This is a genomic window from Mesorhizobium sp. DxT (genome assembly GCF_058448885.1).
The window spans coordinates 415,090-438,547 of record NZ_JBZFLJ010000003.1 but is presented as its reverse complement, the minus strand read 5'-3'; the positions used below and the strand labels follow the sequence as shown (position 1 = coordinate 438,547).

22 protein-coding genes and 1 pseudogene are annotated in these 23,458 nt (G+C 64.4%); 20 read left to right on the top strand and 3 right to left on the bottom strand.

Translation table 11 applies throughout. The annotated features are described in order from the left end of the window. Positions 1-68: 68 nt before the first annotated feature. Positions 69-1,823, bottom strand: a complete 1,755-nt coding sequence (locus ACVJNE_RS09295) for a type IIL restriction-modification enzyme MmeI (RefSeq protein ID WP_499564900.1) — start codon at positions 1,821-1,823, stop codon at positions 69-71. Positions 1,824-1,945: 122 nt separating this feature from the next. Between ACVJNE_RS09295 and lepA the strand changes: the two genes are divergently transcribed. The 10 genes and pseudogenes from lepA (at position 1,946) to ACVJNE_RS09245 (ending at position 11,540) form a co-directional block, all read left to right on the top strand. Next, positions 1,946-3,757: a translation elongation factor 4 gene (gene lepA, locus ACVJNE_RS09290; protein WP_499564898.1), complete on the top strand. Its 1,812-nt coding sequence runs from the start codon at positions 1,946-1,948 to the stop codon at positions 3,755-3,757. A 104-nt stretch (positions 3,758-3,861) separates the two neighbouring features. Beyond that, positions 3,862-4,083: a hypothetical protein gene (locus ACVJNE_RS09285; protein ID WP_499564896.1), complete on the top strand. Its 222-nt coding sequence runs from the start codon at positions 3,862-3,864 to the stop codon at positions 4,081-4,083. A 220-nt stretch (positions 4,084-4,303) separates the two neighbouring features. Beyond that, positions 4,304-4,582, top strand: a complete 279-nt coding sequence (locus ACVJNE_RS09280) for a DUF1905 domain-containing protein (RefSeq protein ID WP_173187951.1) — start codon at positions 4,304-4,306, stop codon at positions 4,580-4,582. Positions 4,583-4,653: 71 nt separating this feature from the next. Continuing rightward, positions 4,654-4,770: pseudogene (locus ACVJNE_RS09275) on the top strand (hypothetical protein); the annotation flags it as partial. Between the two features lie 532 nt (positions 4,771-5,302). After that, positions 5,303-5,590, top strand: a complete 288-nt coding sequence (locus ACVJNE_RS09270) for a GIY-YIG nuclease family protein (protein WP_499564939.1) — start codon at positions 5,303-5,305, stop codon at positions 5,588-5,590. A gap of 1,398 nt (positions 5,591-6,988) precedes the next feature. Next, positions 6,989-7,579 carry a hypothetical protein gene (locus ACVJNE_RS09265; protein WP_499564894.1) on the top strand — a complete coding sequence of 197 codons (591 nt, stop codon included), beginning with the start codon at positions 6,989-6,991 and terminating at the stop codon, positions 7,577-7,579. Positions 7,580-7,757: 178 nt separating this feature from the next. Next, positions 7,758-8,621 carry a serine/threonine-protein kinase gene (locus ACVJNE_RS09260; RefSeq protein WP_499564892.1) on the top strand — a complete coding sequence of 288 codons (864 nt, stop codon included), beginning with the start codon at positions 7,758-7,760 and terminating at the stop codon, positions 8,619-8,621. A gap of 168 nt (positions 8,622-8,789) precedes the next feature. After that, the gene (gene dtd, locus ACVJNE_RS09255; RefSeq protein ID WP_444727891.1) at positions 8,790-9,233 is read left to right on the top strand and encodes a D-aminoacyl-tRNA deacylase; all 444 of its coding nucleotides are present in this window, start codon (positions 8,790-8,792) and stop codon (positions 9,231-9,233) included. After that, positions 9,230-9,394, top strand: coding sequence for a hypothetical protein (locus tag ACVJNE_RS09250; RefSeq protein ID WP_499564890.1), 165 nt, complete (start codon positions 9,230-9,232; stop codon positions 9,392-9,394). The genes dtd and ACVJNE_RS09250 overlap by 4 nt, the downstream gene beginning before the upstream one ends. Positions 9,395-9,500: 106 nt before the next feature. Further along, positions 9,501-11,540: a hydantoinase/oxoprolinase N-terminal domain-containing protein gene (locus ACVJNE_RS09245; protein WP_499564888.1), complete on the top strand. Its 2,040-nt coding sequence runs from the start codon at positions 9,501-9,503 to the stop codon at positions 11,538-11,540. 12 nt (positions 11,541-11,552) lie between these two features. Here ACVJNE_RS09245 and ACVJNE_RS09240 read toward each other — a convergent pair whose 3' ends face one another. Next, positions 11,553-11,990 (bottom strand): DUF1761 domain-containing protein, encoded by a 438-nt coding sequence (locus tag ACVJNE_RS09240; RefSeq protein WP_499564886.1) that lies wholly within the window; start codon positions 11,988-11,990, stop codon positions 11,553-11,555. An 85-nt stretch (positions 11,991-12,075) separates the two neighbouring features. Continuing rightward, positions 12,076-13,554 carry an alanine/glycine:cation symporter family protein gene (locus tag ACVJNE_RS09235; RefSeq protein ID WP_499564884.1) on the bottom strand — a complete coding sequence of 493 codons (1,479 nt, stop codon included), beginning with the start codon at positions 13,552-13,554 and terminating at the stop codon, positions 12,076-12,078. Positions 13,555-13,796: 242 nt separating this feature from the next. Here ACVJNE_RS09235 and ACVJNE_RS09230 point away from each other — a divergent pair, with 242 nt between their 5' ends. From ACVJNE_RS09230 to ACVJNE_RS09185, 10 genes are all read left to right on the top strand, one after another. Next, complete coding sequence (locus tag ACVJNE_RS09230) at positions 13,797-15,965, top strand: malate synthase G (protein ID WP_499564883.1); 2,169 nt, start codon at positions 13,797-13,799, stop codon at positions 15,963-15,965. 19 nt (positions 15,966-15,984) lie between these two features. Beyond that, a complete protein-coding gene (tsaB, locus tag ACVJNE_RS09225; RefSeq protein WP_499564881.1) occupies positions 15,985-16,626 on the top strand; it encodes a tRNA (adenosine(37)-N6)-threonylcarbamoyltransferase complex dimerization subunit type 1 TsaB in 642 nt (213 codons plus the stop codon). Further along, positions 16,623-17,114 carry a GNAT family N-acetyltransferase gene (locus ACVJNE_RS09220; RefSeq protein ID WP_499564879.1) on the top strand — a complete coding sequence of 164 codons (492 nt, stop codon included), beginning with the start codon at positions 16,623-16,625 and terminating at the stop codon, positions 17,112-17,114. Before tsaB ends, ACVJNE_RS09220 begins: the two co-directional genes overlap by 4 nt. A 33-nt stretch (positions 17,115-17,147) precedes the next feature. Beyond that, complete coding sequence (gene olsA / locus ACVJNE_RS09215) at positions 17,148-17,939, top strand: lyso-ornithine lipid O-acyltransferase (RefSeq protein ID WP_499564877.1); 792 nt, start codon at positions 17,148-17,150, stop codon at positions 17,937-17,939. 211 nt (positions 17,940-18,150) lie between these two features. After that, entirely contained in the window at positions 18,151-18,327 is a 177-nt protein-coding gene (locus tag ACVJNE_RS09210; protein ID WP_499564875.1) for a Flp family type IVb pilin, read from the top strand. A 161-nt stretch (positions 18,328-18,488) separates the two neighbouring features. Continuing rightward, on the top strand, positions 18,489-19,010 hold the full coding sequence (locus tag ACVJNE_RS09205) for an A24 family peptidase (protein ID WP_499564873.1): 522 nt from the start codon (positions 18,489-18,491) through the stop codon (positions 19,008-19,010). A gap of 132 nt (positions 19,011-19,142) precedes the next feature. Next, a complete protein-coding gene (gene cpaB / locus ACVJNE_RS09200) occupies positions 19,143-19,955 on the top strand; it encodes a Flp pilus assembly protein CpaB (protein ID WP_499564871.1) in 813 nt (270 codons plus the stop codon). After that, entirely contained in the window at positions 19,952-21,454 is a 1,503-nt protein-coding gene (locus tag ACVJNE_RS09195; RefSeq protein WP_499564870.1) for a type II and III secretion system protein family protein, read from the top strand. The genes cpaB and ACVJNE_RS09195 overlap by 4 nt, the downstream gene beginning before the upstream one ends. 12 nt (positions 21,455-21,466) lie before the next feature. Further along, entirely contained in the window at positions 21,467-22,147 is a 681-nt protein-coding gene (locus ACVJNE_RS09190; protein WP_499564868.1) for a CpaD family pilus assembly protein, read from the top strand. A 21-nt stretch (positions 22,148-22,168) separates the two neighbouring features. After that, positions 22,169-23,449, top strand: coding sequence for a CpaE/TadZ family protein (locus ACVJNE_RS09185; protein WP_173187972.1), 1,281 nt, complete (start codon positions 22,169-22,171; stop codon positions 23,447-23,449). The last annotated feature ends 9 nt before the right edge of the window (positions 23,450-23,458 follow it).

The following is a 23,458-nucleotide window of genomic DNA, read 5'->3' as shown; positions in this document are numbered from 1 at the left end:
AGCTGGCGTCCACATCAGGTCTCTCCGAATAGGCTTCGACACCCAATTCGGAATCACGACCGCGCCAGCTACTCAACCCTTTCGAGACGGGCTCTTAGAAGCTCCCTCATCCGCTTGTTGCCGATAAACGGCGGGTTGCCGACGATGAACTCCGCCTCGGGCCAGTCGGGCCGGCGGGCGTTCGGGTAGGTCTCGACGCGCTTGCCATCCTGTTCAACGATCGTCGGCACCGGATAGCCATCCCAGGTCAGCACCGCGTCATAGCCTTCGCGGCGGCCGAAATTGATGTTCCGGAACGCTTTCAGGATCGGCTCGGACGGGTGTCCATCGCGCGTGCGGTAGTGCTGCTGCAGATAGCCGATCCACACGACCAGCTCGGCGATGGCAGCCGCGCGGGGGTTCAGCTCCAGCCCGAGGAACTGGTGCGGGTCGACCGTCTCGCGCTCGAGGCCCAGCGATTCCGACACGCCGAGCCGCGCCAGCGTTTCCAGCACCTCGCCTTCGAGCTTCTTCATCAGTTCGAGCGCCACATAGAGGAAGTTGCCGGTGCCGCACGCCGGATCGAGCACCCGCGTGGCGCAAAGCTGGTGGTGGTAGCCGCGCACGATGGCGACCGCCTTGTCCTCGTCGCCGCTCTCCTTGGCATCCTCCGCCTTGGTCAGCGCCTTCTGCCAGTCGGCGCGCAACGGCTCCATCACCGTCACCTCCACCAGGCGCTGGACATAGGCGCGCGGCGTGTAGTGCGCGCCGAGCTTGCGGCGCTCGCCCGGTTCCAGCGCCTGTTCCAGCAGCGTGCCGAAGATTGCCGGGTCGACCTCCGTCCATTTCGCCCTCGCCGCCTCGAGCAGTTCGCCGATTTCCTCGCGACCGAGCGGGAAAGCGCGCGCGTCCTTGAACAGATTGCCGTTGAAGTGCCGCAGCCGCTCCTTGAAGGCCGAAAAGAAGCGTTTGTCCTGCGCCGGCTCGTCCATCTTCGCCCACAATTCCTCGATCATCGGCAGGAAGGCGGAGGGCGAGGCGACGCAGTCGGACAGAAGCTCGGTGAACTTGCCCTTCGGCAAAAGGTCGACGTCCTCGGCGAACATCGTGAAGATGCACCGCATCAGGAAATGTGCGACCTCTTCGGGCGGATGCTTTTCCTCCAGCGCCTTGCTGACCTCGGCCAGCCGCTTGGCGATCGCGCGCGTCACCCGCGCCGCTTCCTTCGCCGGATCGAGGCTCGACGGGTCGGTGAAGATCGTCGCCAGCAGCGCGCGCACCTCCTCCCTGCGCAGGTCCTCCATGTAGATGCGGAAGCCCTTGCGGTCGGGAAACTGGCCGTAGGCGCGGCCGGTGCCGGTGAAATCGGCGAAGATTTCGAAGGCGTGGCCGACATCGCAGGTGATGATGAAGGGCGGCGCGGGATGGTCGGCGTCGAGCAGGAAGACGTAGTCCTCCGCCTGCCGGCGCGCGTTCTGCATCATCACGTCCCAACCGCGCGCGATCGAGCGACGGCCCAGCGTTTCGGGCTCGTCGGGCAGCATGGTCAACTGCCCCGGCAGCGCGTTCTTGCCGCCCGGCAGCCGCGACTGCTTGGCTTCCAGGATGAAGCAACCCTTCTTGTAAAGATCGATGCGCTTCGAGGAGGCTATCTCGTCGCTCGCCCGCCGCTTTACCGCGCGCTCGAATACGTAGTCGTTCTGCGCGCGCTCCGCACCCGCCGGCTCCGGCCGCGGCACGCCGATCACGTCGCACAGTTCCGACAGGAACATCTGGTAGTTGGCGCGCTCCGCGCCACCCTCGCGCGCAGTCCAGCGCTGGATAAAGGTTTCTGCGTCCAACATCTCCCCCGGGGCCTTGCCGCGTGCGCACTCAACCATGCCCCGCCCGCCCGATCAACGCCGCATCTCCTTCAGCCCGCCGGCTTCCGCTTGTTAACCCTCATGGCGCCTGCTAAAGGCGCGCCATGACCAAGACGCCGCTCTCCCACATCCGCAACTTCTCCATCGTCGCGCATATCGACCATGGCAAGTCCACGCTCGCCGACCGGCTCATCCAGGCGACCGGCTCGCTGGAAGACCGCGAGATGAAGGACCAGGTGCTCGACGCCATGGACATCGAGCGCGAGCGCGGCATCACCATCAAGGCCAACACCGTCCGCCTCGAATACGACGCGCGGAACGGCGAGCATTACGTGCTCAACCTCATCGACACGCCCGGCCATGTCGATTTCGCCTATGAGGTTTCGCGTTCGCTCCGCGCCTGCGAAGGCTCGCTGCTCGTCGTCGACGCCTCCCAGGGCGTGGAGGCGCAGACGCTCGCCAACGTCTACCAGGCCATCGACGCCGACCACGAGATCGTCGTCGTCCTCAACAAGATCGACCTGCCCGCCGCCGAGCCCGACCGCATCAGGGAGCAGGTGGAGGAGGTGATCGGCCTCGACGCCTCCGAAGCGCTCATGATCTCGGCCAAGACCGGCATCGGCATCGCCGAGGTGCTGGAGGCGATCGTCCACAAGCTGCCCGCGCCGAAGGTTGGCGACGCGTCCGCCCCCCTCAAGGCGATGCTGGTCGATAGCTGGTACGACGCCTATCTCGGCGTCATCGTGCTGGTGCGCGTCATCGACGGCACGCTCAGGAAGGGCCAGCAGGTGCGCATGATGGGCACCGGCGCGAAATACGGCATCGACCGCGTCGGCGTCATCACGCCCAAGATGGTCATGGTCGACGAACTCGGCCCCGGCGAGATCGGCTTCATCACCGCTTCCATCAAGGAAGTGGCCGACACCCGCGTCGGCGACACCATCACCGAGGACAAGCGCCCCACGGCCGCCCCCCTGCCCGGCTTCAAGCCGGCGCAGCCCGTCGTCTTCTGCGGCCTGTTCCCGGTCGACGCCACCGATTTCGAGGATCTGCGCGCCGCCATGGGCAAGCTGCGCCTCAACGACGCCTCGTTCTCCTTCGAAATGGAAACCTCGGCCGCGCTCGGCTTCGGCTTCCGCTGCGGCTTCCTCGGCCTCTTACACCTCGAGATCATCCAGGAGCGGCTCGAGCGCGAGTTCGACCTCGACCTGATCGCCACCGCGCCGTCGGTGGTCTATCGCCTCAACATGACCGACGGGAAGCAGATCGAGCTGCACAACCCGGCCGACATGCCCGACGTGGTCAAGATCGACACGATCGAGGAGCCGTGGATCCGCGCCACCATCATGACGCCCGACGACTATCTCGGCGCGATCCTGAAGCTCTGCCAGGAGCGGCGCGGCGTGCAGGTCGACCTCTCCTATGTCGGCAAGCGCGCCATGGCCACCTACGACCTGCCGCTCAACGAGGTGGTGTTCGATTTCTACGACCGGCTGAAGTCGATCTCCAAGGGCTACGCCTCGTTCGACTACCAGCTCACCGACTATCGTGAGGGCGACCTCGTCAAGATGTCGATCCTCGTCAACGACGAGCCGGTCGACGCGCTATCCATGCTGGTCCACCGCTCGGCTGCCGAAAAGCGCGGCCGCGCCATGTGCGAAAAGCTCAAGGACCTGATCCCAAAGCACATGTTCAAGATCCCGATCCAGGCGGCCATCGGCGGCAAGGTCATCGCCCGCGAGACCATCTCGGCGCTGCGCAAGGACGTGACCGCCAAATGCTATGGCGGCGACGTCACCCGCAAGCGCAAGCTCCTCGAAAAGCAGAAAGAGGGCAAAAAGCGCATGCGCCAGTTCGGCAAGGTGGAAATCCCGCAGGCAGCGTTCATCGAAGCGCTGAAGATGTCCGACAACTGACCCGCCGTTCCTCGCACCCACGCAGTGGGGGAGAGGTGGCACGCGAAGCGTGACGGAGAGGCGCGCGTGAAGAGAAACGAGCGCTGCCGGCAGAAAGAGGCGGCATGATCCTACTGCTTGGCGCCATCGTTGTCGGCCTCGCGGTTGCGCTCGCCCCTGTGTGGCCTTATTCGCGGGGCCGGTCGTGGTGGCCCGCCCTTATCCTGCTGGCAATTCTGATCCTGGTAGCCGGGCTGCTGGCGATCGAGCGTATCGAGGCGGCCGATGACGTTCAGGGGGTCGCGCTCGATGCTGCAAGGAGCAGCGCTCCGGAGCGGCTCGCATAGGCGCGAGATCCGGATGGCCGGGTTCGTCACGCCCGGCCATCCGCGAAAGGAGCCATAGGTCTGCAGATTGACCTCGGCGTTGCCTCCCATGTCAGGGCGCGAACCGGTGACTGGCCTCAGTGGCCTTGCAAACTTCCCGGTTGCGCAAATTAATGCGGCGTCGTGTCGAAATCACCGATGGTCATGCGTCATTGATATGCAACCATCCTGGAGAACGACGATGCAACGACCACTCGACAAATCCTTCGATGCCGCGATTCAGAAGAGCCCCGCGAAGGGCGGCTGGACCTATGTGGTCTGGCCCGGTTCGGCAGATTTCTTCGGAACACGGGGCTTGGTGAAGGTGCGGGCGACCGCCGATGGCGTACCCTTCCAGAGCTCCTTCATGGCTCTCGGCGACGGCACCCACAAGCTGCCGATCAAGGCCGACCTGCTCAATTCCATCGGCAAGCAATCGGGCGACACCGTCACCATCAAGCTGGCAGAGCGGCTGAACTAACGCCAATCCGGCTGCACGATCTGGAATGCCCTCAGGTTTCGCGGGTAGCACCCCGCAAAGCGCGCCGCCAGCGGAAGCGCACGCTCCTCGAAAAGCAGAAAGAGGGCAAAAAGCGCATGCGCCGGTTCGGCAAGGTGGAGATACCCCAGGTGGCGTTCATCGAAGCGCTGAAGATGTCCGACAACTGAGCACGCGTCTCGGCTCAAGTGCCGGAACGCGTCCATCTCCAGTTCGTCATCCTCGGGCTTGACCCGAGGATCCATGCCGGAACGCTCCTGTCACAGCAGCAGCACCTGCTGGCCATCCGCAACCACATTCTGAACCGCCGGCCTGAAACTGACCGTTCAGGCATGGATCCCAGGGTCTCCGCGACGGCCTCCGGCCTACTCCGCCCTGGGATGACGAAAGCATGGCGGTCACGACATCCTCGCGCTGTGCCCTCGATCAGCAAACGTCACCGTTCCACCTCACCAACAAGCGAAAGGCGCTCCCCTTCTCACCTCGTCATCCTCGGGCGGAGCAGGAGCGAAGCGAACTGCGCAGACCCGAGGATCCATGCCTGCCCCTCTCCACCACTCGACGATCCCATCACACGCCTGATCCTAACGCGCCGGCCTGAACCTCGCCGGTCCGGCATGGATGCTCGGGTCAAGCCCGAGCATGACGAAGGTGCGCCGATCCCCACATGACGAGCGCTGGCCCCTCCGCTACGCTTCCGCCATGACCGGCTATGTCTACATGACCGCGAGCCAGAAGCGCGGCACGATCTATATCGGCGTCACCAACTCGCTTGGCCGCCGCATGCCGGAACACAAATCAGGCGAGGGCTCGCGCTTCACCTCACGCTACGCCGTCACCCGGCTGGTCTGGTACGAAGAACATTTCGACATGCGCGACGCCATCCAGCGCGAAAAATCTCTCAAGCGCTGGCCACGGCAGTGGAAGATCGATTTGATCGAGAAAACCAACCCGGACTGGAACGAACTGTTCGTCGGAACGGGCTGGTAGCGACCGCACCGCTTCGCCGACCCACCCCAAAGCCGCCGCCCCCTTCAACTTCGTCATCCTCGGGCTTGACCCGAGGATCCATGCCGGAACGCTTTCCCCACCGTAGCGGTGCCATATCGGCCATCCGCCACCACATCCTGAACCGCCGGCCCGCCCCGCCGGTCAGGCATGGATCCCAGGGTCTCCGCGACGGCCTCCGGCCTGCTCCGCCCTGGGATGACGAAAGCGTAGAGGCCACGACGTCCCCGCGCCGTGCCGCCATCAACAAACGTCACCGTTCCATCACGCCCGCCAAGCTAAAGACATTCCCCTTTCCACCTCGTCATCCTCGGGCGAAACAGGAGCGAAGCGAACTGCGCAGACCCGAGAATCCATGTCTCACTCTTTCCACCTCACGACGCTCGCGCGACATCAACGCGATATCACGGTGACGCAAAAAGACTGCGCGGATCATACTGCATCGCCTTCTTCAGCCGGCAGCACTCGTTCGCAAAACCCCGTGGAAGTCACGGTTGAAATTGATTAGAGGCTCGTCGGCCGCGATGAAACAGCACACTCACAAGCTCCAGAATGTTGGTCGCGGTCCTATCGGAAAGGCGATTGTGCCTGGACCGCGACGGCGCACCCTCCACATTCGTTCATTCAAAGTTTTCAGCTTTTTGAAGACGCATGACCGCATACCAAGTAATAGGCTTACGGTATTCACCACCGGATTTCCGACGATCTACCATCGCAAAGAAGCAGCCGGCGGAGGTCGCTGAATGAATTCTTCGGTCGCGTTGACGTGAGCTCCGATATCGGGAGTTGATCGCGTGACAAGGAGGACTCATCAACCGCCGCTCAATCTCTCGACATAGGCTTTGGCGAGGCGCTTGAGCGATACGGGTACGACCGAGGCAAACAGGTCGAGGCGGCGATCAATCTGACCAAAAGAAGATGCCGCCGGGGCCAAAGACCCCGACAGCCAGCACCCGCAAATGCGGGCGAGTTAAGGGCAGCGGGGTTAGCCGCAGCACCTATAGTGGCCGCACACGTACTCCAAGCGTCCGAAGCGGATGCGAGTGTACGGATCGACCCAGTGACAGCAGCGGTTAGCCATTGCCGCAAGTCTCCTATGGGAGACTCTTGAACCTAGGAGGGACTTGCGGTAAAGATGCCCTGAAGAACGGGAGGCTTCCTACCGTAGTTTCCCTCTTACCCACCGAACGAGTCCGACCAGGCCTCGGTGGGACCGGAACCGGCCCTGTCAGGTGGTGAGACACCTTGCAGGGCCGTTTTCATTCCGGCGGTTCTAGCCCCTTGCAGCCTACCGCCTCGATTCATTCAAGCGCTTGAATGCGGTTGTGAATTCGCGATACAGAGCGTATCGTGCGCCTCACACCTCAGGGAAATTCGACCATGACCGACAAGGCTATCGAAAATGCCAAGGCTTTAAAATCGCAAGGAAATCAGGAGATTGAACGGCTGGAGCGCGAAATGCGTTTCTGGCGCGATCGTATTGCCATGGCGGACCAGTTTATCGACCAATGGAACGCATTCGCATCTGGCGAGGCTGTGAATCCTGTGGAGAGCGTATCGCTTCAGGAGAACAAAACGGAACCATCACCCGCGAGGAAGAAAGCGAGTCGGAACTCAAAGAAGGAAGTTGTGGCGGCGGCAGCGCTGGAAATCATCCGAGAGCGTGGCGAGCCCGTCTCGCGATCGGACCTCTACACCGCGTTGATCGAGCGCGGTTTCACGATTGAAGGAACCGACCCAGAGATGGTTCTGTCAACTATGCTGTGGCGCATGATGAAAGTAATCGTCCGGCTCAAATCTGGCGGGTACTGGCCTCGCGGAGAGATTGCGCCTGAACACGGTTACAACCAAGAGGTAGCCGACCAGATGGATCGCGATGCACAGACTACTCAGGAGAAGCGCATGTTGCGCGGCAAGGGTGAGAACATCATTCAGCCTGCACGAGATGCAGCGGACCACGACCTAATTTAGTTTGGACGACGGTCTGAGCCTTTAAAGCCATTAGCCCCTGCATTTGGATGTTCGCTGTGTTGCGCAAGTGCGCTCCACAATAGGTCACTGACGACGCCACCCACGCATTCCCCCAAAACCTATCCACCCCCTCCAAGCCCGCCCGACAATCGCCCCGACCGAACCGGAGAAGGCGGCGATGGACTGGAGTGCGGCGATCGAGACAAACCGGGAGGCGCTGAGGCGCATCCTGACGACGCTCGTGGCCATGGCCGGGCTTCGCGGCCGGTTTGCCCCGGAGGCGCAAGGCTGTCCGACCGGTGGCGCGCCAACAGGCGGAGAAGACCGGAACGTTGATGCAACCAGCAGGGACCCGGAAGGGATGCGTAGCGAAGAACGCCCGACGCTCCCCCGCCATCTCCACCGCGTCATTCTGCGGCTCCTGCGCCCCGCCGAGGCGGCGGCGCGGCGGCTCATCATCGTGATGGCGCGCGACCTCGTCGTGACAGCGCAGGCGCGCAAAAAGGACATCTCAACGCCCCCTCCACCACGCTTCGCGCAGTCGTCCTTCGGACCCCCCGCGTCGCAGGGGAGGATCCGAGATCGCGGACGGCCGCACGTGCCGACCCTGCCGCTGTTCGATCCGCTGCCGCGCTGGCGCGGCCCGAGGCGGCCCGTTGCCGCCGGTGTGCCGCGCATCTCGTTTCCGGGCGACGGCGAGTCGGCGCCGCTGGCCCCGCGCCAGCCGCCGATGCCGGACGATCCCATCGACGCCACCCGCCTTGCCCTGCGCCTGCGGGCCGTGACCGCCGCACTCGACGACCTGCCCGCCCATGCAGGCCGCTTCGCCCGCTGGCGGGCGCGACGCGATGCGGCCCGGAAGGATCGGGCGCAGCGCCAGCCATCTGCCCGGCGCGGCATCACGCGCCGCGTCTGGCCGCTGCGTCCCGGCCGGCCGCCGGGTTGGTGCCGGGCAGGGCGGCATGCCCATCCGGTCCACGACGTGCTCAACATCGTGCACGACCTCGCCTTCTGGGCGATGGAGCCCACCGACACCTCATGAGCGGCGTGCCTAGGAAACATGCCAGGCCATGGCCTTCGCAAGGGACCACGCCCCTTGCGAAAGCGCGCCCGTGCGCCGGTCGTTTCCAGATGCGGCCGCTCTGCCTGTTTACGGGCGGGCGGCACCGTGCCAAGCATTGCGCCGACTCTTTCGATTGCAGGATTTCCCATGCGCGCGCTCGTCCAACGTGTTTCCTCGGCCTCCGTCACCGTCGACGGCGCGGTCGCCGGCGAGATCGGGCCGGGGCTGCTGGTGCTGGTCTGCGCCATGCAGGGCGACACGGAAAAGGAAGCCGACTGGCTGGCGCGCAAGGTGGTCAACCTGCGAATTTTTCGAGACGACGAGGGCCGCATGAACCGTTCGCTGGTCGACACCGGCGGGGCCGCGCTCGTCGTCAGCCAGTTCACGCTGGCCGCCGAGACCAAGGGCAACCGGCCGGGTTTCTCCACCGCCGCAGCACCCGCCGAGGGCGAGCGCCTCTACGGCTATTTCTCGGCCGCCGTCGCCGGCCACGGCGTCACCGTCGCCAACGGCATCTTCGGCGCCGACATGAAGGTCGCGCTCGTCAATGACGGGCCGGTGACGATCTGGCTCGACAGCGCGGCAAAATGATTACACCCCGCCTGCGCCCGCTGCTCGCCCTTGCAGCACTCGCCGTGCTTGCCGGCTGCACCAGCCGGCAGCCTTCCGCGCCTTCGCCGACGCCGGTGCCGCAGGCCCGGCCGGACATCGTGCCGCTGACCCTCGAACAGGAATGGGAGATCGCCCAATAGGCATTACGGCGGCCGGCGGGCCGGTTTGCTGGCCCAGCGTCTGCCCGCTTCCGCCCCACGCGGCAATCGGCTAAAGCGGAAGTCCCGCCACGCGAAGCCCTGCCGCATGTCAGCCGCCCCAGCCAACGCCCAAGACGACCAAGCGCTGTTCCTCGGCCTCGACACCGGCGGCACCTACACCGACGCCGTGCTCTGGTCGCCGGCGCCGGCGCCGCGCGGCACCGTGCTTGCCAAGGCGAAGGCGCTGACGACGCGGCACGACCTCGCCGTCGGCATTGCGGGCGCCGCCGACGCGGTGCTTGCCCGGACCGGCGTTTCGCCTTCGGCGGTGCGGCTCGTCTCGATGTCGACAACGCTTGCCACCAACGCACTGGTCGAGGGTCAGGGCGGCCGGGTGGCGCTGGTGATGGTCGGGTTTGCGGAGGCCGATCTCGACCGCGCCGGCCTGCGTTCGGCGCTGGGCTCCGACCCGGTGCTGTTCGTGCCCGGCGGTCATGACGTTCACGGCAACGCGGCCCCGCTTATACTCGACGAACTGGAGGCTGCACTGGCCGGCCTTGCGCCTTCGGTCTCCGCGTTTGCCGTCTGCGCCTATTTCGCGGTGCGCAACCCGGCGCACGAAATCGCGGTGGCAGACCTCATCCGGGAGCGGACGGGCCTGCCCGTCACCGCAAGCCACGAACTTTCGGCGAAGCTCGGCGGGCCGCGCCGGGCGCTGACGACGCTGCTCAACGCGCGGCTGATCGCGATGATCGACCGGCTGGTCGCGGCTACCGAGCGGTTTCTCGCCGCGCGCGGCATCGCTGCCCCGCTGATGGTGGTGCGCGGCGACGGGGCGCTGGTCTCGGCGGGTTTCGCCAGGCTGCGGCCGATCGAGACGATCCTGTCCGGCCCCGCCGCCAGCATCGTCGGCGCCCGCCACATGAGCGGGCTCGACAACGCCGTCGTCTCCGACATCGGCGGCACCACGACCGACGTCGCCGTGCTCGACGGCGGCCGCCCGCGCCTCGATCCTGAGGGCGCCACCGTCGGCGGCTATCGCACCATGGTCGAGGCGGTCGCCATGCGCACCTTCGGCCTCGGCGGCGATTCGGAGGTGGGGCTGGAGGATGGCGGCCTGCGCCCGCGCCTCGTACTCGGCCCCCGCCGGCTGGTGCCGCTGGCGCTGGCCGCGCATGCCCACGGCGCTGCGGTCACCGATGTGCTCGAACGGCAACTGCGCGCGCCCAACCCCGGCAGGCTCGACGGCCGGCTCGCGCTGCGCACCGGCGTGCCGGACAGGCTGGCCGCCGGGCTCTCGGGCGCGGAGGAGAAGCTTTACGCGACCATCATGGCGACGCCGCAACCGCTCGACCGGCTGCTGACGTCGAACGCGCAGATCGCCACGCTCAGCAGGCTCGTCGCGCGGGGGCTCGTACACGTCTGCGGGTTCACGCCTTCCGACGCCGCCCACGTGCTCGGCGGGCAGGACAATTGGGACGCCGACGCCGCGCGGATGGGCGCGGCGCTCTTCGCGCGCCGGCGCGACGGCCGCGGCGCAGCGCTCGAAGCGGATGCGGAAGCGATCTCGGCGCGGGTGCTGCGGGCACTGACCCGGCGCTCGGCCGAAGCGATCCTGGAGACCGCCTTTGCCGAGGACGGGCTCGAAGGTCCGCAAACGGTCGCGCATGCGCTGGTGCAGCGCGCAGTCGACGGCAGCAACGGCATCGCCCGGCTGTCGGTTTCGCTCGACCGCCCGGTGATCGGTCTCGGCGCGTCGGCCCCGCTGCATTATTCGGGGCTGGACGTGCTCGTCGGCAACGATTGCCTGGTGCCGGAGGACACCGATGTCGCCAACGCGCTGGGCGCGGTGGTCGGCCAGGTGCGCGTCAGCGTCGAGGCGCAGGTCAGCCAGCCCCGCGAAGGCCTGTTCCGGGTGTCGTCGCCACAAGGCATCCGCGACTTCGGCGACGAGGATGCGGCGCTTGCCGAGGCCGAGCGCGCGGCGCGGGACGTGCTCGCCACGCGCGCCGCCGAGGCCGGCGCCGAAAGTTTCGAGATCACGGTCGAACGCGACGTGCGTGCTGCGACAGTCGAAGGTCAGCGCAGCTTCATCGAGGCTGTGCTGACCGCGACGGCGACCGGGCGCCCGCGCATCGGCCGGTAGGACACGGCCGCCTCAAGCGGAGCGTTCATGCATCCGCCCCGAGCGCTTAGGCCACGCGGCGACGATGACGGCCATCAGCAGCATCTTGATCAGCCAGTCGCCGGCGTGCACCACACCAAGCACCGGCGACATGCCGTCCCAGATCACCGCGCCTGCAAGCTGCACGACATAAAAGCCGAACCAGAGGAAGAGGCCGAGCGCGACCGCTCCCTTGCGATCGGTAATGCCGCAGCTAGCGATCAGCACCGCCAGCACCCATGCCGAGATGATCTCGCGCAGCGGTGCGACGAACAGCTTCCAGATCGGCATGGAGGCCGCGGCTTCGCCGTTGGCGGCCGCCCAGATGTCGCCGAAAAGCAGCGGGCTGTACCAGATCAACGAGAATGCGAAGCCGGCAAGCCCGGCAACAATAACGGCGACGACGTTCGGTCTGAATGAGAGGTTTGACATGATGAGGCTCCCTGCCTGGTTGCGACCGGCGGGAATGCCGGTCGCAACCATGTCGCGCGAGGTGCCTCGTTTTCGACAGAGGCGGTCAGGCCGGCGCGGACGAAGGCCGCGTTTCGCCTTCCGCCGGTGCCGTTGCCCCACTCGTGGCATGGGTCCAGGCGCTGTGGTCCAAATCGAGGTCGGGGAAGTTGCGCGGATCGAGCACCGGCCGCGCCACACCCGCCCTCAACTGCGCACGGAAGTCGTTGAGGATGCGCAGGGCAACCGGGAACAGCATCATGATCGCCATCAGGTTGACGACCGCCAGCACGCCCATCACCGGATCGGAGAAGAAGAACACCGCAGTGGCACCCGGCGCTGTGGCACCAAGAAAGACAACGGCGATGATCGCGATCCTCAACAGATGAAGAGCGGCTGGCTGCCGCGTCATCACGCTCAGCGCGGTCTCGCCGAGATAGTAATTGTAGATGATCGAGCTGAAGGCGAAGAGCAGCACGGCGAAGGTGAGGAAGTATTGCGACCACTCGCCGACATGGCTCACCAGCGACTGCTGGGTCAGAGCGACACCGTCGATGCCTTCCGCGCCTGGAACGTAAACCGGGCTCAGCAGGATGATGAAGGCCGTGCACGAGCAGATGATGATCGTGTCGATGAACACCGAGAACGACTGGGTGATCCCCTGGCTGAGCGGGTGCCGTACATCGGCCGTGGCAGCGACATTCGGCGCCGAACCGAGACCGGCTTCGTTGGAAAAGAGGCCACGGCGCAGCCCCTGCGCGAGTGCCGCGCCGACACCGCCGCTGACCGCCTCCTCGAGGCCGAATGCGTTGGCGACGATGGTCCAGAGCACCCCTGGAAGTTCGGTGATGTTGAGGATGATGACCAGCAGCGCCATGCCGATATAGCCGAAGGCCATGATCGGGATGATGACATCGGCTGCCTTGGCGATGCGCCGGATGCCTCCATAAACGATGAAGCCGGCGATCACCGCCAGGAACAGGCCGGTCCACAGGCGATCGATGCCCAGGCTGTCCTCCGCAGCACCTGCGAAGGTGTTGCCCTGGAAGGCGTTGAAGCCGAAGGCGAAGGCTGCCATCAGGCAGACGGCGTAGAGCACCGCCAGCCAGCGATATTGAGCGCCGAGACCATAGATGATGTAACCGGCCGGGCCGCCGCGATATGTGCCGTCGCCGTTGGAACGCTTGTAGAGCTGCGCCAGCGACGATTCCACGAGACTTGTCGCCATGCCGACCAGTGCGATGGCCCACATCCAGAACACGGCGCCTGGCCCGCCGAGTGTGATCGCAACCGCGACGCCCGCGATATTGCCGCCGCCGACACGACCGCCGACGGAAACGAGAAGCGCCTCGCGCGCGCTGATCGCGTTGGGGTCGCCGCTCTGGTTCTTAGAAGACAGAACGCGGAACATCCTGCCGAAGAATTCGACCTGTACAAACCCGCTCATGACGGTGATGAATACGCCGAAGATCACGAGGATCGGTATGAGTGACCATCCCCAGGTCAAATCCTCGATCAATCCGAAAAAGCTTCTGATGAGTTCCATCGGCTGTCTCCCTTCCAGGCATTGCGCCTTGCCGAATGTTGCCGACTGCACCCGTCAGGAACTGGAAACGACTCAACAGACTTCGTGGGCCGACAAATAACTATCCTACCAAGCGCGCGTCCTTGACAACCTCGGGCTTAGTTCAACCCTCACCACATCGGCGAATTGACCCCGCGCCCCCGGCGTGGTGAAAGCAGACGGCAACTTTGCCAGCCACGCTTGAAAGACCGGAGACCCCCTGAATGACCGATCAGATCGAGATCCGCGGCCTGAAGGTCGCGCCCGCGCTATACGCCTTCATCAACAAAGAGGCGCTGCCGGGAACGGGCGTGAGCGAGGACGCGTTCTGGTCCGGCTTTTCGGCGATCGCCAACGATCTCGCGCCAAAGAACCGCGCGTTGCTCGCCAAGCGCGACGAGATGCAGCGCCAGATCGACGACTGGCACCGTGCCAATGGCGCACCGAGCGACATGGCGACTTATGAGGCTTTCCTGCGCGAGATCGGCTACCTGCTGCCGGAAGGCGGAGACTTCAAGGTAACGACGCAGAACGTCGACCCGGAAATTGCGGTGGTCGCCGGGCCCCAGCTCGTGGTGCCAATCATGAACGCGCGCTTCGCGCTCAACGCGGCCAACGCCCGCTGGGGCTCTCTCTACGATGCGCTTTACGGCACGGACGCGATTCCGGAGACCGACGGCGCGGAGAAGGGCAAGGGCTATAACCCCAAGCGTGGCGAAAAGGTCATTGCGTGGGCGAAGGCGTTTCTCGACAGCGCGGCACCGCTCGACGGCGCGAAATGGGTCGACGTGACGGAGATCGAGGCGGGCGAAACGTTTGTCCTGAAGACGGCAAATGGCGCGGTCTCGCTCGCAGACCCTGACAAATACGCCGGCCACGCCGAACATGACGGTTGGCGCCATGTGCTGCTCAAAAACAACGGGCTCGGCATCGAGATCATCGTCAACCGCGACTGGGAGATCGGCAAGACCGATCCGGCGGGCATTGCCGGAGTGAACCTGGAAGCCGCGCTGACCACGATCATGGACTGCGAGGATTCGGTCGCGGCCGTCGATGCGGAAGACAAGACGCTGGTCTATCGCAACTGGCTGGGCCTGATGAAGGGCGACCTGACCGAGGAAGTCACCAAGGGCGGCGAGACCTTCACCCGGAAGCTCTACAGCGACTTTACCTACACCGCGCCCGACAGCTCGGATTTCGTCGTCAAATGCCGCTCGCTGATGCTGATCCGCAATGTCGGGCACCTGATGACCAACCCGGCGATCCTGCTGGACGACGGGAGCGAGATTCCGGAAGGCATCATGGATGCTGCGATCACGGCGCTGATCGCGCTGCACGACATCGGGCCTGACGGCAGGCGCGCGAATTCGCGCGAAGGATCGATGTATGTCGTGAAGCCGAAGATGCATGGCCCCGAGGAAGTGGCTTTCGCGGTCGAGCTTTTCGGCCGTGTCGAGGCGATGCTCGGCATGCAGCCCAACACGATGAAGATGGGCATCATGGACGAGGAACGGCGCACGACCGTGAACCTCAAGGAATGCATCCGGGCCGCAAAGGAACGCGTGGTCTTCATCAACACCGGTTTCCTCGACCGCACCGGCGACGAGATCCACACCTCGATGGAAGCGGGACCGATGATCCGCAAGGGTGACATGAAGCAGGCGGCCTGGATTTCCGCCTACGAGCAGTGGAACGTGGATATTGGTCTGGAATGCGGCCTTTCGGGCCGGGCGCAGATCGGCAAGGGCATGTGGGCGATGCCCGACCTGATGGCCGCGATGCTGGAACAGAAGATCGGCCATCCGAAAGCCGGCGCGAACACCGCCTGGGTGCCCTCTCCTACGGCTGCGACGCTCCACGCCACGCACTACCACAAGGTCGACGTGCATGGGGTGCAGGAGGGCTTGAAGTCGCGCGAACGGGCGAAGCTTTCCGACATCCTTTCGGTGCCGGTCGCTACGCGGCCGAACTGGAGCGCAGAGGACATCCAGCACGAACTCGACAACAACGCCCAGGGTATCCTTGGCTACGTCGTGCGCTGGATCGACCAGGGCGTCGGCTGTTCCAAGGTGCCCGACATCAACGATGTCGGGCTCATGGAGGATCGCGCCACGCTTCGCATCTCCTCGCAGCATATCGCCAACTGGCTGCACCACGGCGTCTGCTCGCGCGACCAGGTGATGGAGACGATGAAGCGCATGGCGACAGTAGTCGACCGCCAGAATGCCGGCGATCCGCTCTATCGGCCGATGGCGCCCGACTTCGACAATTCCATCGCCTTCCTCGCTGCGCTCGATCTCGTCTTCAAGGGGCGCGAGCAACCGAGCGGCTACACCGAACCCGTCCTGCATGCCCGCCGCCTGGAATTGAAGGCGCGGGATCGCGCCGGATAGGAAGACCGCGGGAACAGCCTTGCGCCTCCTCGCCATCGATACATCGGCCAACCTGTGCGCCGCCTGCGTTTATGAAGCGGGCGGCGAGCGCGGGCGCGCGGTGCTCGACCTCGGCAAGGGACATGCCGAGCATCTGATGAGCGTGATCGATACCGCGCTCAAGGAGGCCAGGACGGCCTATGGCGACCTCGACGCGATCGCTGTTTCAGTGGGACCGGGCTCATTCACGGGCGTGCGGGTCGGCGTTGCGGCCGCGCGGGGGCTGGCGCTGGCGCTCAAGAAACCGGCCATCGGCGTCACGACGCTCGAGGCTATTGCCGAGGAAAGCCGCATCGCCAGCCCCGGCAAGCCGATCATCGCCCGCATCGATGCCGGCCGAGGACAGGCCTATGTCGCCGCCTTCGCGGCAGACGGCACGCCAACCCTCGATCCGGCCGCAGTCGGTGTAGACGAAGCGGAAGCGCTGATACGGGAGACGGGCGCAGACACGTTGCTGGCCGAAGGCAAGACTGCGGACATCGGGACCTATGCGCGCATCGCCATGAAGCGGCTGGCGGATGATGCGCAAACGGCATCGCTGCCGCCGAGGCCGCTCTACCTGCGCGATGCCGATGCCAAACCGCAGGGCGCCTTCGCGTTGCCGCGAAAGGATGTGCCGTGAAGCTGCCGTTCTTCGCGCCGCCGCTGGAATTTGCGATCGAAAGGCTTTCGGCCGACGACGCGGATCACCTTCCGACCATTCATGCGGAACACTTTCTGCGCCCCTGGTCCGAGGACGAGTTCAGCTCGCTGCTCGACCAGACGCCGGTTTTCGGCTTCGCGGCGTGGCCGGTGGGCCAGCGCAGGGCGCGGCCGGTCGGTTTCGTGCTGGCAAGGCTGGCGGCGGGCGAGGCCGAGATCCTGACGATTGCCGTGGCGCGCAGCCACAGGCGGCTCGGACTCGGTCGCGACCTGATGGAGGCAGTGCTGCGCACGCTTCATGCCGATCGGGCCGAAGCGCTGTTCCTTGAAGTCGACGAGATGAACATGCCGGCTCTGACGCTCTACAGGCGGCTGGGTTTTCGGGAAGTCGGCCGCAGGCCCGGCTATTACGAACAGCCCGACGGGCCGCGCAGCGCGGCGCTTGTCATGCGGCGCGATCTTCGCTAGCCGGTTAGGCGACGCACGGGGGCCGCAAGAAGAATGATCGGGACGATCCGTCTGGTGCTGGCGCTTCTGGCAGCGGCCATCGCCACACCCTGCCTGGCTCTCTGGCAGTTCGTCGCCCTGCGGACGGGATGGCTCGACGAGCGACCGGCCCCGCGCATCTGGCACAGGCTGGTCACGAAGCTGCTGGGTATGCGCATTCGGGTTTACGGAGAAATCGCCGCCGGGCGGCCGCTGCTCATCGCGTCCAATCACGTCTCATGGACCGACATCATGGTGCTCGGTTCGCTGGCGGACGTGCATTTCATCGCTAAGTCCGAACTTGCCGGCTGGCCGATCATGGGCACGCTGGCGCGACTGCAACGCACCGTCTTCGTCGAGCGGGAGCGGCGCGGGCGCTCTGGTGAACAGGCCGGGGAGATCGGCGCCCGGCTGAGCAACGGCGACCCGATCGTGCTATTCGCGGAAGGCAGCACCTCCGACGGCAATCTCATGCTGCCGTTCAAGTCGACGCTTTTCGGCGCGGCGCGGAAAGCGCTGGAAGCCAATGGCGGAAGGACGGTTACGATCCAGCCGGTGGCGATTGCCTATACGCGCCTGCAAGGCATGCCGATGGGCCACCTGCACCGCGCCCATGCGGCATGGATCGGAGAACGGGCGCTGGTGCCGCACCTGCGCGAGCTTCTGTCTGAGGGCGCGATCGACCTCGAGGTACATTTCGGCAAGCCGGTGCTGGCTACGCCCGAAGCCGATCGCAAGCAGATCGCCAGAGAGGTGGAACGCCAGGTGCGGACGATGCTTGCAGCCGCCCTGCGCAACCCGGCCTGATGCGCCCGGAAGGTTGCAACGCAGGCCCTTAAAAAGCAACGCCGAACCTTATTTGACGATTAACCAAGTGCACGGCTTTGGTTTCGAAAGATTTCGGTAAGGGTGTTTCTTAAGCCGATTGAAAGAGCTCCATCGTAGTGTGCAGCCATCCGATCGACACAGCAGAAACGTTGACGGAAGTGCTGTAAACACATTGAGTAAGGAGCTCACCATGTCGAAGATTGTTGCACGTTTTGTTAAGGACGAATCCGGCGCGACCGCCATCGAATACGGCCTCATCGCAGCCCTCATCGCACTCGCCATCGTTGCCGGCGCCACCACACTCGGCAATGCGCTGGACAACCAGTTCAGCTTCCTGGCCGAAGAGCTCAAGGACGCTCAGGACTAATCCTGAAGTTATAGCGGTATATCCGCTCATAAATGGCCGTCCCACCTGGGCGGCCATTTTCGTTTCGGATTGAAGCGCGCGACTTCACCAAAGCTTAAGCGCGCGGATGCTACAATACCGTCAGTCAAAGATGCCCAGGTGGCCAGGTGGATGGTGCGGCGATGCTTGAAGCGCTGATTTTCGTGGTCTTTCCCTTCTGCATGGTCTTCGCGGCCGTTTCCGACATGCTATCAATGACGATCGCAAACCGCGTGTCGCTCATCCTGATAGCAACCTTCGCGATCGTCGCGCCGATGACCGGAATGGACTGGGCCACTTACGGCTGGCACTTCGCTGCGGCAGGCCTCGTGCTTTCTGTGACGTTTTCCCTGTTTGCGCTTGGCGCCATGGGCGGCGGCGATGCCAAGCTGCTGGCAGCGACGGCTCTGTGGATGGGGTTTTCCGGCGAGCTGGTGGCCTATCTCGTCAATGCATCGATCATCGGCGGGCTGCTGACGCTGCTGCTGATCCTGTACCGCGGCTCCAGTCTCGCCGTTCTGACCGGCAACAACGTCTTCCTGCGCCACTTCGCCAATGACAAGTTGGGCATCCCCTACGGCGTCGCGCTCGGCATCAGCGGGCTGCTCATGTATCCCTCGACAGCGCCTATGCAGTGGGCACTGGCACGCCTGACGGCGCTGTAAGCAACGGAACCGTACAGTTCGTGTAAACTTTAAATTAATCACGATTGTAAGGCAGCCATTAACCCTAATTTGACGATTGGAACCGCAAAGTCCGGCTCGGCTATGGGATTTGCCGAGTAAGAGGTTCGGACAATGGCTCCAACGCGTGTGATCATTCTTGGCGTCGCCGTCGTAACGGCGCTCGGCGCAGGCTATATCGCCAAGAACATGTCGGCACCGCCCGCACAGATCGTCAGCAGTGCGCCGAGCGAGCCGGCAATCCGGCTGACCGAGGTGCTGGTGCTAGACGGCGATGTGGCGATGGGCGCAACGCTCGGCGACAGCCTGAGCTGGCAGTCCTGGCCTTCGGCAGGCATCAACGAGAACTTCATCACACGCGACGCGGACCCGGAAGCCCTGGAAGAATTCAAGGGTGCAATCGCACGCGTGCCTATCTATGAGGGCGAGCCACTGCGGCGGTCCAAGCTCATCGGCGAAGGCCAGAGCTTCATGTCGTCTATCCTGCCGACAGGCAAACGCGCCGTGGCGACGCAGATCGCAGCCGATACCTCGGCGGGCGGCTTCATCCTGCCAAACGATTATGTCGACGTGATCATGACCCGCCGTTCATCGGCGCAGGAAGGCGGCGGTGACGCCTACGTGACGGAGACAATTCTCAAGAATATCCGGGTTCTCGCCATCGACCAGGCGATCCAGGAAGACGAGGAAGGCCGGCGCGTGCGCGTTGGCGACACAGCCACACTGGAACTGACACCGCAGCAGGCGGAGATCATCACGGTCGCCCAGCAGATGGCTGACCGGCTCGCGCTTTCGCTCCGGGCGATCGTCGACACCCAGGAAGTGATTGAAGACCAAGCAGATTATCTGGTCTCCGGCGAAGGCAGGCGCGGAACCGTGCGCCTTATCAAGTCCGGAGAGATGAGCGAAGTGGGGGCTCGCAAATGAAAGCCTTGAAGGAATTGGGAACGGCAAGGACGTTGCTGCGCGCCGCCGCGGTGTCGCTGATCGCACTGTCGGCAACCACTGGGGCCGGTTTAGGCCTACTTGCCACGGCTACAGATACCCATGCGCAGGGCATGGTTACCGTGGGCAATGCCGGGACCAGCCAGCGCATCTCGCTTGGCCTCAACAAATCCATCGTCATCGACCTGCCGCGCGACGCCTATGACATACTGGTTGCGAACCCGGGCGTCGCCGACGCCGTAACCCGCACCGCGCGGCGCATCTACCTGTTCGGCAAACAGGTGGGCGAAACCAACATCTTCGTTTTCGGCCCCAATGGGGAGCAGATCGCCAGCCTCGACCTGCGGGTCGAGCGCGACGTCGCCGGTCTTGAAAGCCACCTGAGGCGCTTTCTGCCGAATTCCGACATCAAAGCGGAACTGGTCAACGACAACGTCGTGCTGACGGGCACGGTCGAGACCCCCCTGGATGCCAAGCGCGCAGTCGACCTTGCGACGCTGTTCGTGAGCGGCGGCGAGGCGACAACGGGGCAGTATTCGCAGACTGCGGCGGGAGGCAACGCTGCGGCCGGCGTGGCCATCGACAATCCGGACAGCGGACGTCGACGCAGCGCTATCGTCAACATGCTGCGCGTGATCGGCGAAGACCAGGTGACGCTCAAGGTGACCGTTGCCGAGGTGAGTCGCGCCGTCATGAAACAGCTCGGCGTGAACATGGTGGCGCAGACAGACGGCTTCCGTTTCGACATGCTCGACCCCTCCCAGCTCGTACGCGCGGGAACGGGACTTGGCGGTGCGGACCTGCTGCAGGGCTACGTCAATGCCATGGAGCAGTCCGGCGTCATGCGGACACTGGCGGAACCGACACTCACCGCCGTTTCCGGCGAGAAGGCAACGTTCCGTGCAGGCGGCGAATACAACGTCATCACCAATGTCGAGAACGAGGACGGCCGCTTCGTCCGCACGCTGACCCAGATCGAATACGGCATCGGTCTCGAATTCCAGCCGGTTGTGCTGTCGCCGGGGCGGATCAGCCTGCGCGTACGCACATCGGTTTCCGAACCGACGCCCGAAGGCGCGGTCGAAGTTGCTGGCGAAAACATCCTTTCCCTGCGCAAGCGCCTGGCGGACACCACGGTCGAATTGCCCTCTGGCGGGTCGATGATGATCGCCGGGCTTGTCCAGGACAATGTGCGCCAGACCTACAATCGCATACCCGGCCTGTCGCAGGTTCCCGTTCTGGGCACGCTCTTCCGCAGCCGCGACTTCAATCGCAGCGAGACGGAGCTGGTCATCCTGGTCACCCCTTACATCTCCAAGCCGGTGGCGCGGACCGCGCTGGCAAAGCCGGACGACAATTTCACCCCTGCAAGCGACGGCGCGGGCATCTTCCTCGGGCGCGTCAACCGCGTTTACGGGTCGATGCAGACCGACAGGCCGGCCGGGCGCTATCACGGCGTCGTCGGCTTCATCTACAAGTGATCGGAGTGGATCATGTCTGACGTGCTCTTGAACAATGCGCCGCGCCTGACCCTGGTGGCAGCCGTCGCCGCGCTCCTGATGGCGGGCTGCGCCAACCGGGACAGCATCCAGGTCGGCTCCATTCCGGACGACTATCGCACTTCGCATCCGATCGTCATCGGCGAGAAGGACAAGAAGATCGATATTCCCGTCGGCCTGATGGACCGAGGCCTTTCCCGCATGCAGCGCGCGGCCGTGGACGGCTTCATCGCCGACTACGACCGATCCGCAGCACCGGTGGTGACAGTTCTGACGCCTTACGGCTCACCTAACCAGAATGCAGCATCGCTGGTTTCCGCCGACATGGTCAAGCGGCTGCGCGCGGCGGGCGTGCCAGAAGGCTACATACTTCACCAGCCTTATGAGGCGGCGAGCTATGGCGACAACGCGCCGATCCGGCTGATCTACTCCGAGATGACCGCCTCGACCGGGCAGTGCGGCCGGTGGCCGGCCGACCTGCTCGAAGATTCGGAAAACAAGCATTGGGCCAATTTCGGCTGCTCCTACCAGAACAACCTGGCAGCGCAAGTGGCTAATCCGGCCGATTTCCTCGGACCGCGCAAGCAGTCCGAAGTGGACAGCACACGCCGAGGGACGTCGATCGACGAATACCGGCGTCGCACAAGCGGCTGGGACCAGGAAGTCGAATACTGATGGATACCGGGGGCGCATGACATGAGTAATCTCGCCTACGACGCGACGACGGATTCCGACGCCGCCAGCGAAAACGAAATCGCCGCCATGAGCGAATTGCGGCCGGTTCCGCGCATCTCCATCCAGGCATTCTGCGAGACGGAGAGCGTTGCCAGCCCGATCGAGCGGGCCGCTGCCGACAGGCGGATGTCCAAGGCGCACCTGAAGGTGCACATGGGCGGTATCGGCACCGCGATCGACTTCTATCACTCGGCGCAAACGCCGAACCTGATCATCGTCGAGTCGCGCGACGAGCCGAAGCAGCTTGTTGCGGAGTTGCACAGGCTGGCCGAGGTCTGCGACCCTTCCTCGAAGGTGGTCGTCGTCGGTCACTATAACGACGTATGGCTCTATCGCGAGCTGATCCGGTTCGGCATTTCCGAATACGTGGTCGCCCCGATCTCCATGGCTGACATCGTCTCGGTGATCTCGTCGATCTTCGTTGACCCGCAGGCCGAGCCGCTTGGCAAGTCCATCGCCTTCATTGGCGCCAAGGGTGGCGTCGGATCCTCCACTGTCGCACACAATGTGGCCTGGAGCATGTCGACGCTGTTCAGCTCGGAAGTGCTGGTGGCCGATCTCGACCTGGCTTTCGGCACCGCCAACATCAATTTCGACCAAGACCCGGCGCAAGGCATCGCCGAAGCCGTGTTTTCACCGGAGCGCATCGACGAGACCTATCTCGATCGCCTGCTTGCGCAGTGCGCCGAGCGCCTGTCACTGCTGGCGGCGCCGTCGATGCTGGACCGCACCTACGATTTCGACGCCGAGGCTTTCACCCAGATCATCGACGTTGCCCAGCGAAGCACGCCGCTGCTTGTGCTGGACGTGCCGCATGTCTGGAACGGCTGGACCAAAAACGTGCTGACGCAGGCGGACCAGGTGGTGATCACGGCAACGCCGGAACTCGCGAACCTGCGCAATACCAAGAACCTGATGGACACGCTGAGAAAGCTGCGGCCGAACGACGGGCCGCCGAAACTGGTGATCAACCAGGCGGGTGTTCCCAAACGACCCGAGATCAGCGCCGCCGACTTTGCCGACCCGCTGGAACTCGAGCCGATGGCGGTGATCCCCTTCGATCCCGCTCTCTTCGGCAACGCCGCCAACAACGGCAGGATGCTGAGCGAGATGGATGCCCAGCACGCGATCGTCAAGACGATCAACGAGGTGGCGCATGTGCTGACCGGACGCTCGGAAATCAAGTCGAAGAAAAAGCCGGGGCTCGGCGACCTGCTGGAACGCCTGAAGCTCAAGAAATAATTCGAGAAA

What these genes read in the sequence shown, in the direction of transcription:
- ACVJNE_RS09295 (WP_499564900.1), bottom strand. Translation starts at nt 1,823, where the DNA reads ATGTTGGACGCAGAAACCTTTATCCAGCGCTGGACTGCGCGCGAGGGT.
- lepA (WP_499564898.1), top strand. Translation starts at nt 1,946, where the DNA reads ATGACCAAGACGCCGCTCTCCCACATCCGCAACTTCTCCATCGTCGCG.
- ACVJNE_RS09285 (WP_499564896.1), top strand. Translation starts at nt 3,862, where the DNA reads ATGATCCTACTGCTTGGCGCCATCGTTGTCGGCCTCGCGGTTGCGCTC.
- ACVJNE_RS09280 (WP_173187951.1), top strand. Translation starts at nt 4,304, where the DNA reads ATGCAACGACCACTCGACAAATCCTTCGATGCCGCGATTCAGAAGAGC.
- ACVJNE_RS09270 (WP_499564939.1), top strand. Translation starts at nt 5,303, where the DNA reads ATGACCGGCTATGTCTACATGACCGCGAGCCAGAAGCGCGGCACGATC.
- ACVJNE_RS09265 (WP_499564894.1), top strand. Translation starts at nt 6,989, where the DNA reads ATGACCGACAAGGCTATCGAAAATGCCAAGGCTTTAAAATCGCAAGGA.
- ACVJNE_RS09260 (WP_499564892.1), top strand. Translation starts at nt 7,758, where the DNA reads ATGGACTGGAGTGCGGCGATCGAGACAAACCGGGAGGCGCTGAGGCGC.
- dtd (WP_444727891.1), top strand. Translation starts at nt 8,790, where the DNA reads ATGCGCGCGCTCGTCCAACGTGTTTCCTCGGCCTCCGTCACCGTCGAC.
- ACVJNE_RS09250 (WP_499564890.1), top strand. Translation starts at nt 9,230, where the DNA reads ATGATTACACCCCGCCTGCGCCCGCTGCTCGCCCTTGCAGCACTCGCC.
- ACVJNE_RS09245 (WP_499564888.1), top strand. Translation starts at nt 9,501, where the DNA reads ATGTCAGCCGCCCCAGCCAACGCCCAAGACGACCAAGCGCTGTTCCTC.
- ACVJNE_RS09240 (WP_499564886.1), bottom strand. Translation starts at nt 11,990, where the DNA reads ATGTCAAACCTCTCATTCAGACCGAACGTCGTCGCCGTTATTGTTGCC.
- ACVJNE_RS09235 (WP_499564884.1), bottom strand. Translation starts at nt 13,554, where the DNA reads ATGGAACTCATCAGAAGCTTTTTCGGATTGATCGAGGATTTGACCTGG.
- ACVJNE_RS09230 (WP_499564883.1), top strand. Translation starts at nt 13,797, where the DNA reads ATGACCGATCAGATCGAGATCCGCGGCCTGAAGGTCGCGCCCGCGCTA.
- olsA (WP_499564877.1), top strand. Translation starts at nt 17,148, where the DNA reads ATGATCGGGACGATCCGTCTGGTGCTGGCGCTTCTGGCAGCGGCCATC.
- ACVJNE_RS09210 (WP_499564875.1), top strand. Translation starts at nt 18,151, where the DNA reads ATGTCGAAGATTGTTGCACGTTTTGTTAAGGACGAATCCGGCGCGACC.
- ACVJNE_RS09205 (WP_499564873.1), top strand. Translation starts at nt 18,489, where the DNA reads ATGCTTGAAGCGCTGATTTTCGTGGTCTTTCCCTTCTGCATGGTCTTC.
- cpaB (WP_499564871.1), top strand. Translation starts at nt 19,143, where the DNA reads ATGGCTCCAACGCGTGTGATCATTCTTGGCGTCGCCGTCGTAACGGCG.
- ACVJNE_RS09195 (WP_499564870.1), top strand. Translation starts at nt 19,952, where the DNA reads ATGAAAGCCTTGAAGGAATTGGGAACGGCAAGGACGTTGCTGCGCGCC.
- ACVJNE_RS09190 (WP_499564868.1), top strand. Translation starts at nt 21,467, where the DNA reads ATGTCTGACGTGCTCTTGAACAATGCGCCGCGCCTGACCCTGGTGGCA.
- ACVJNE_RS09185 (WP_173187972.1), top strand. Translation starts at nt 22,169, where the DNA reads ATGAGTAATCTCGCCTACGACGCGACGACGGATTCCGACGCCGCCAGC.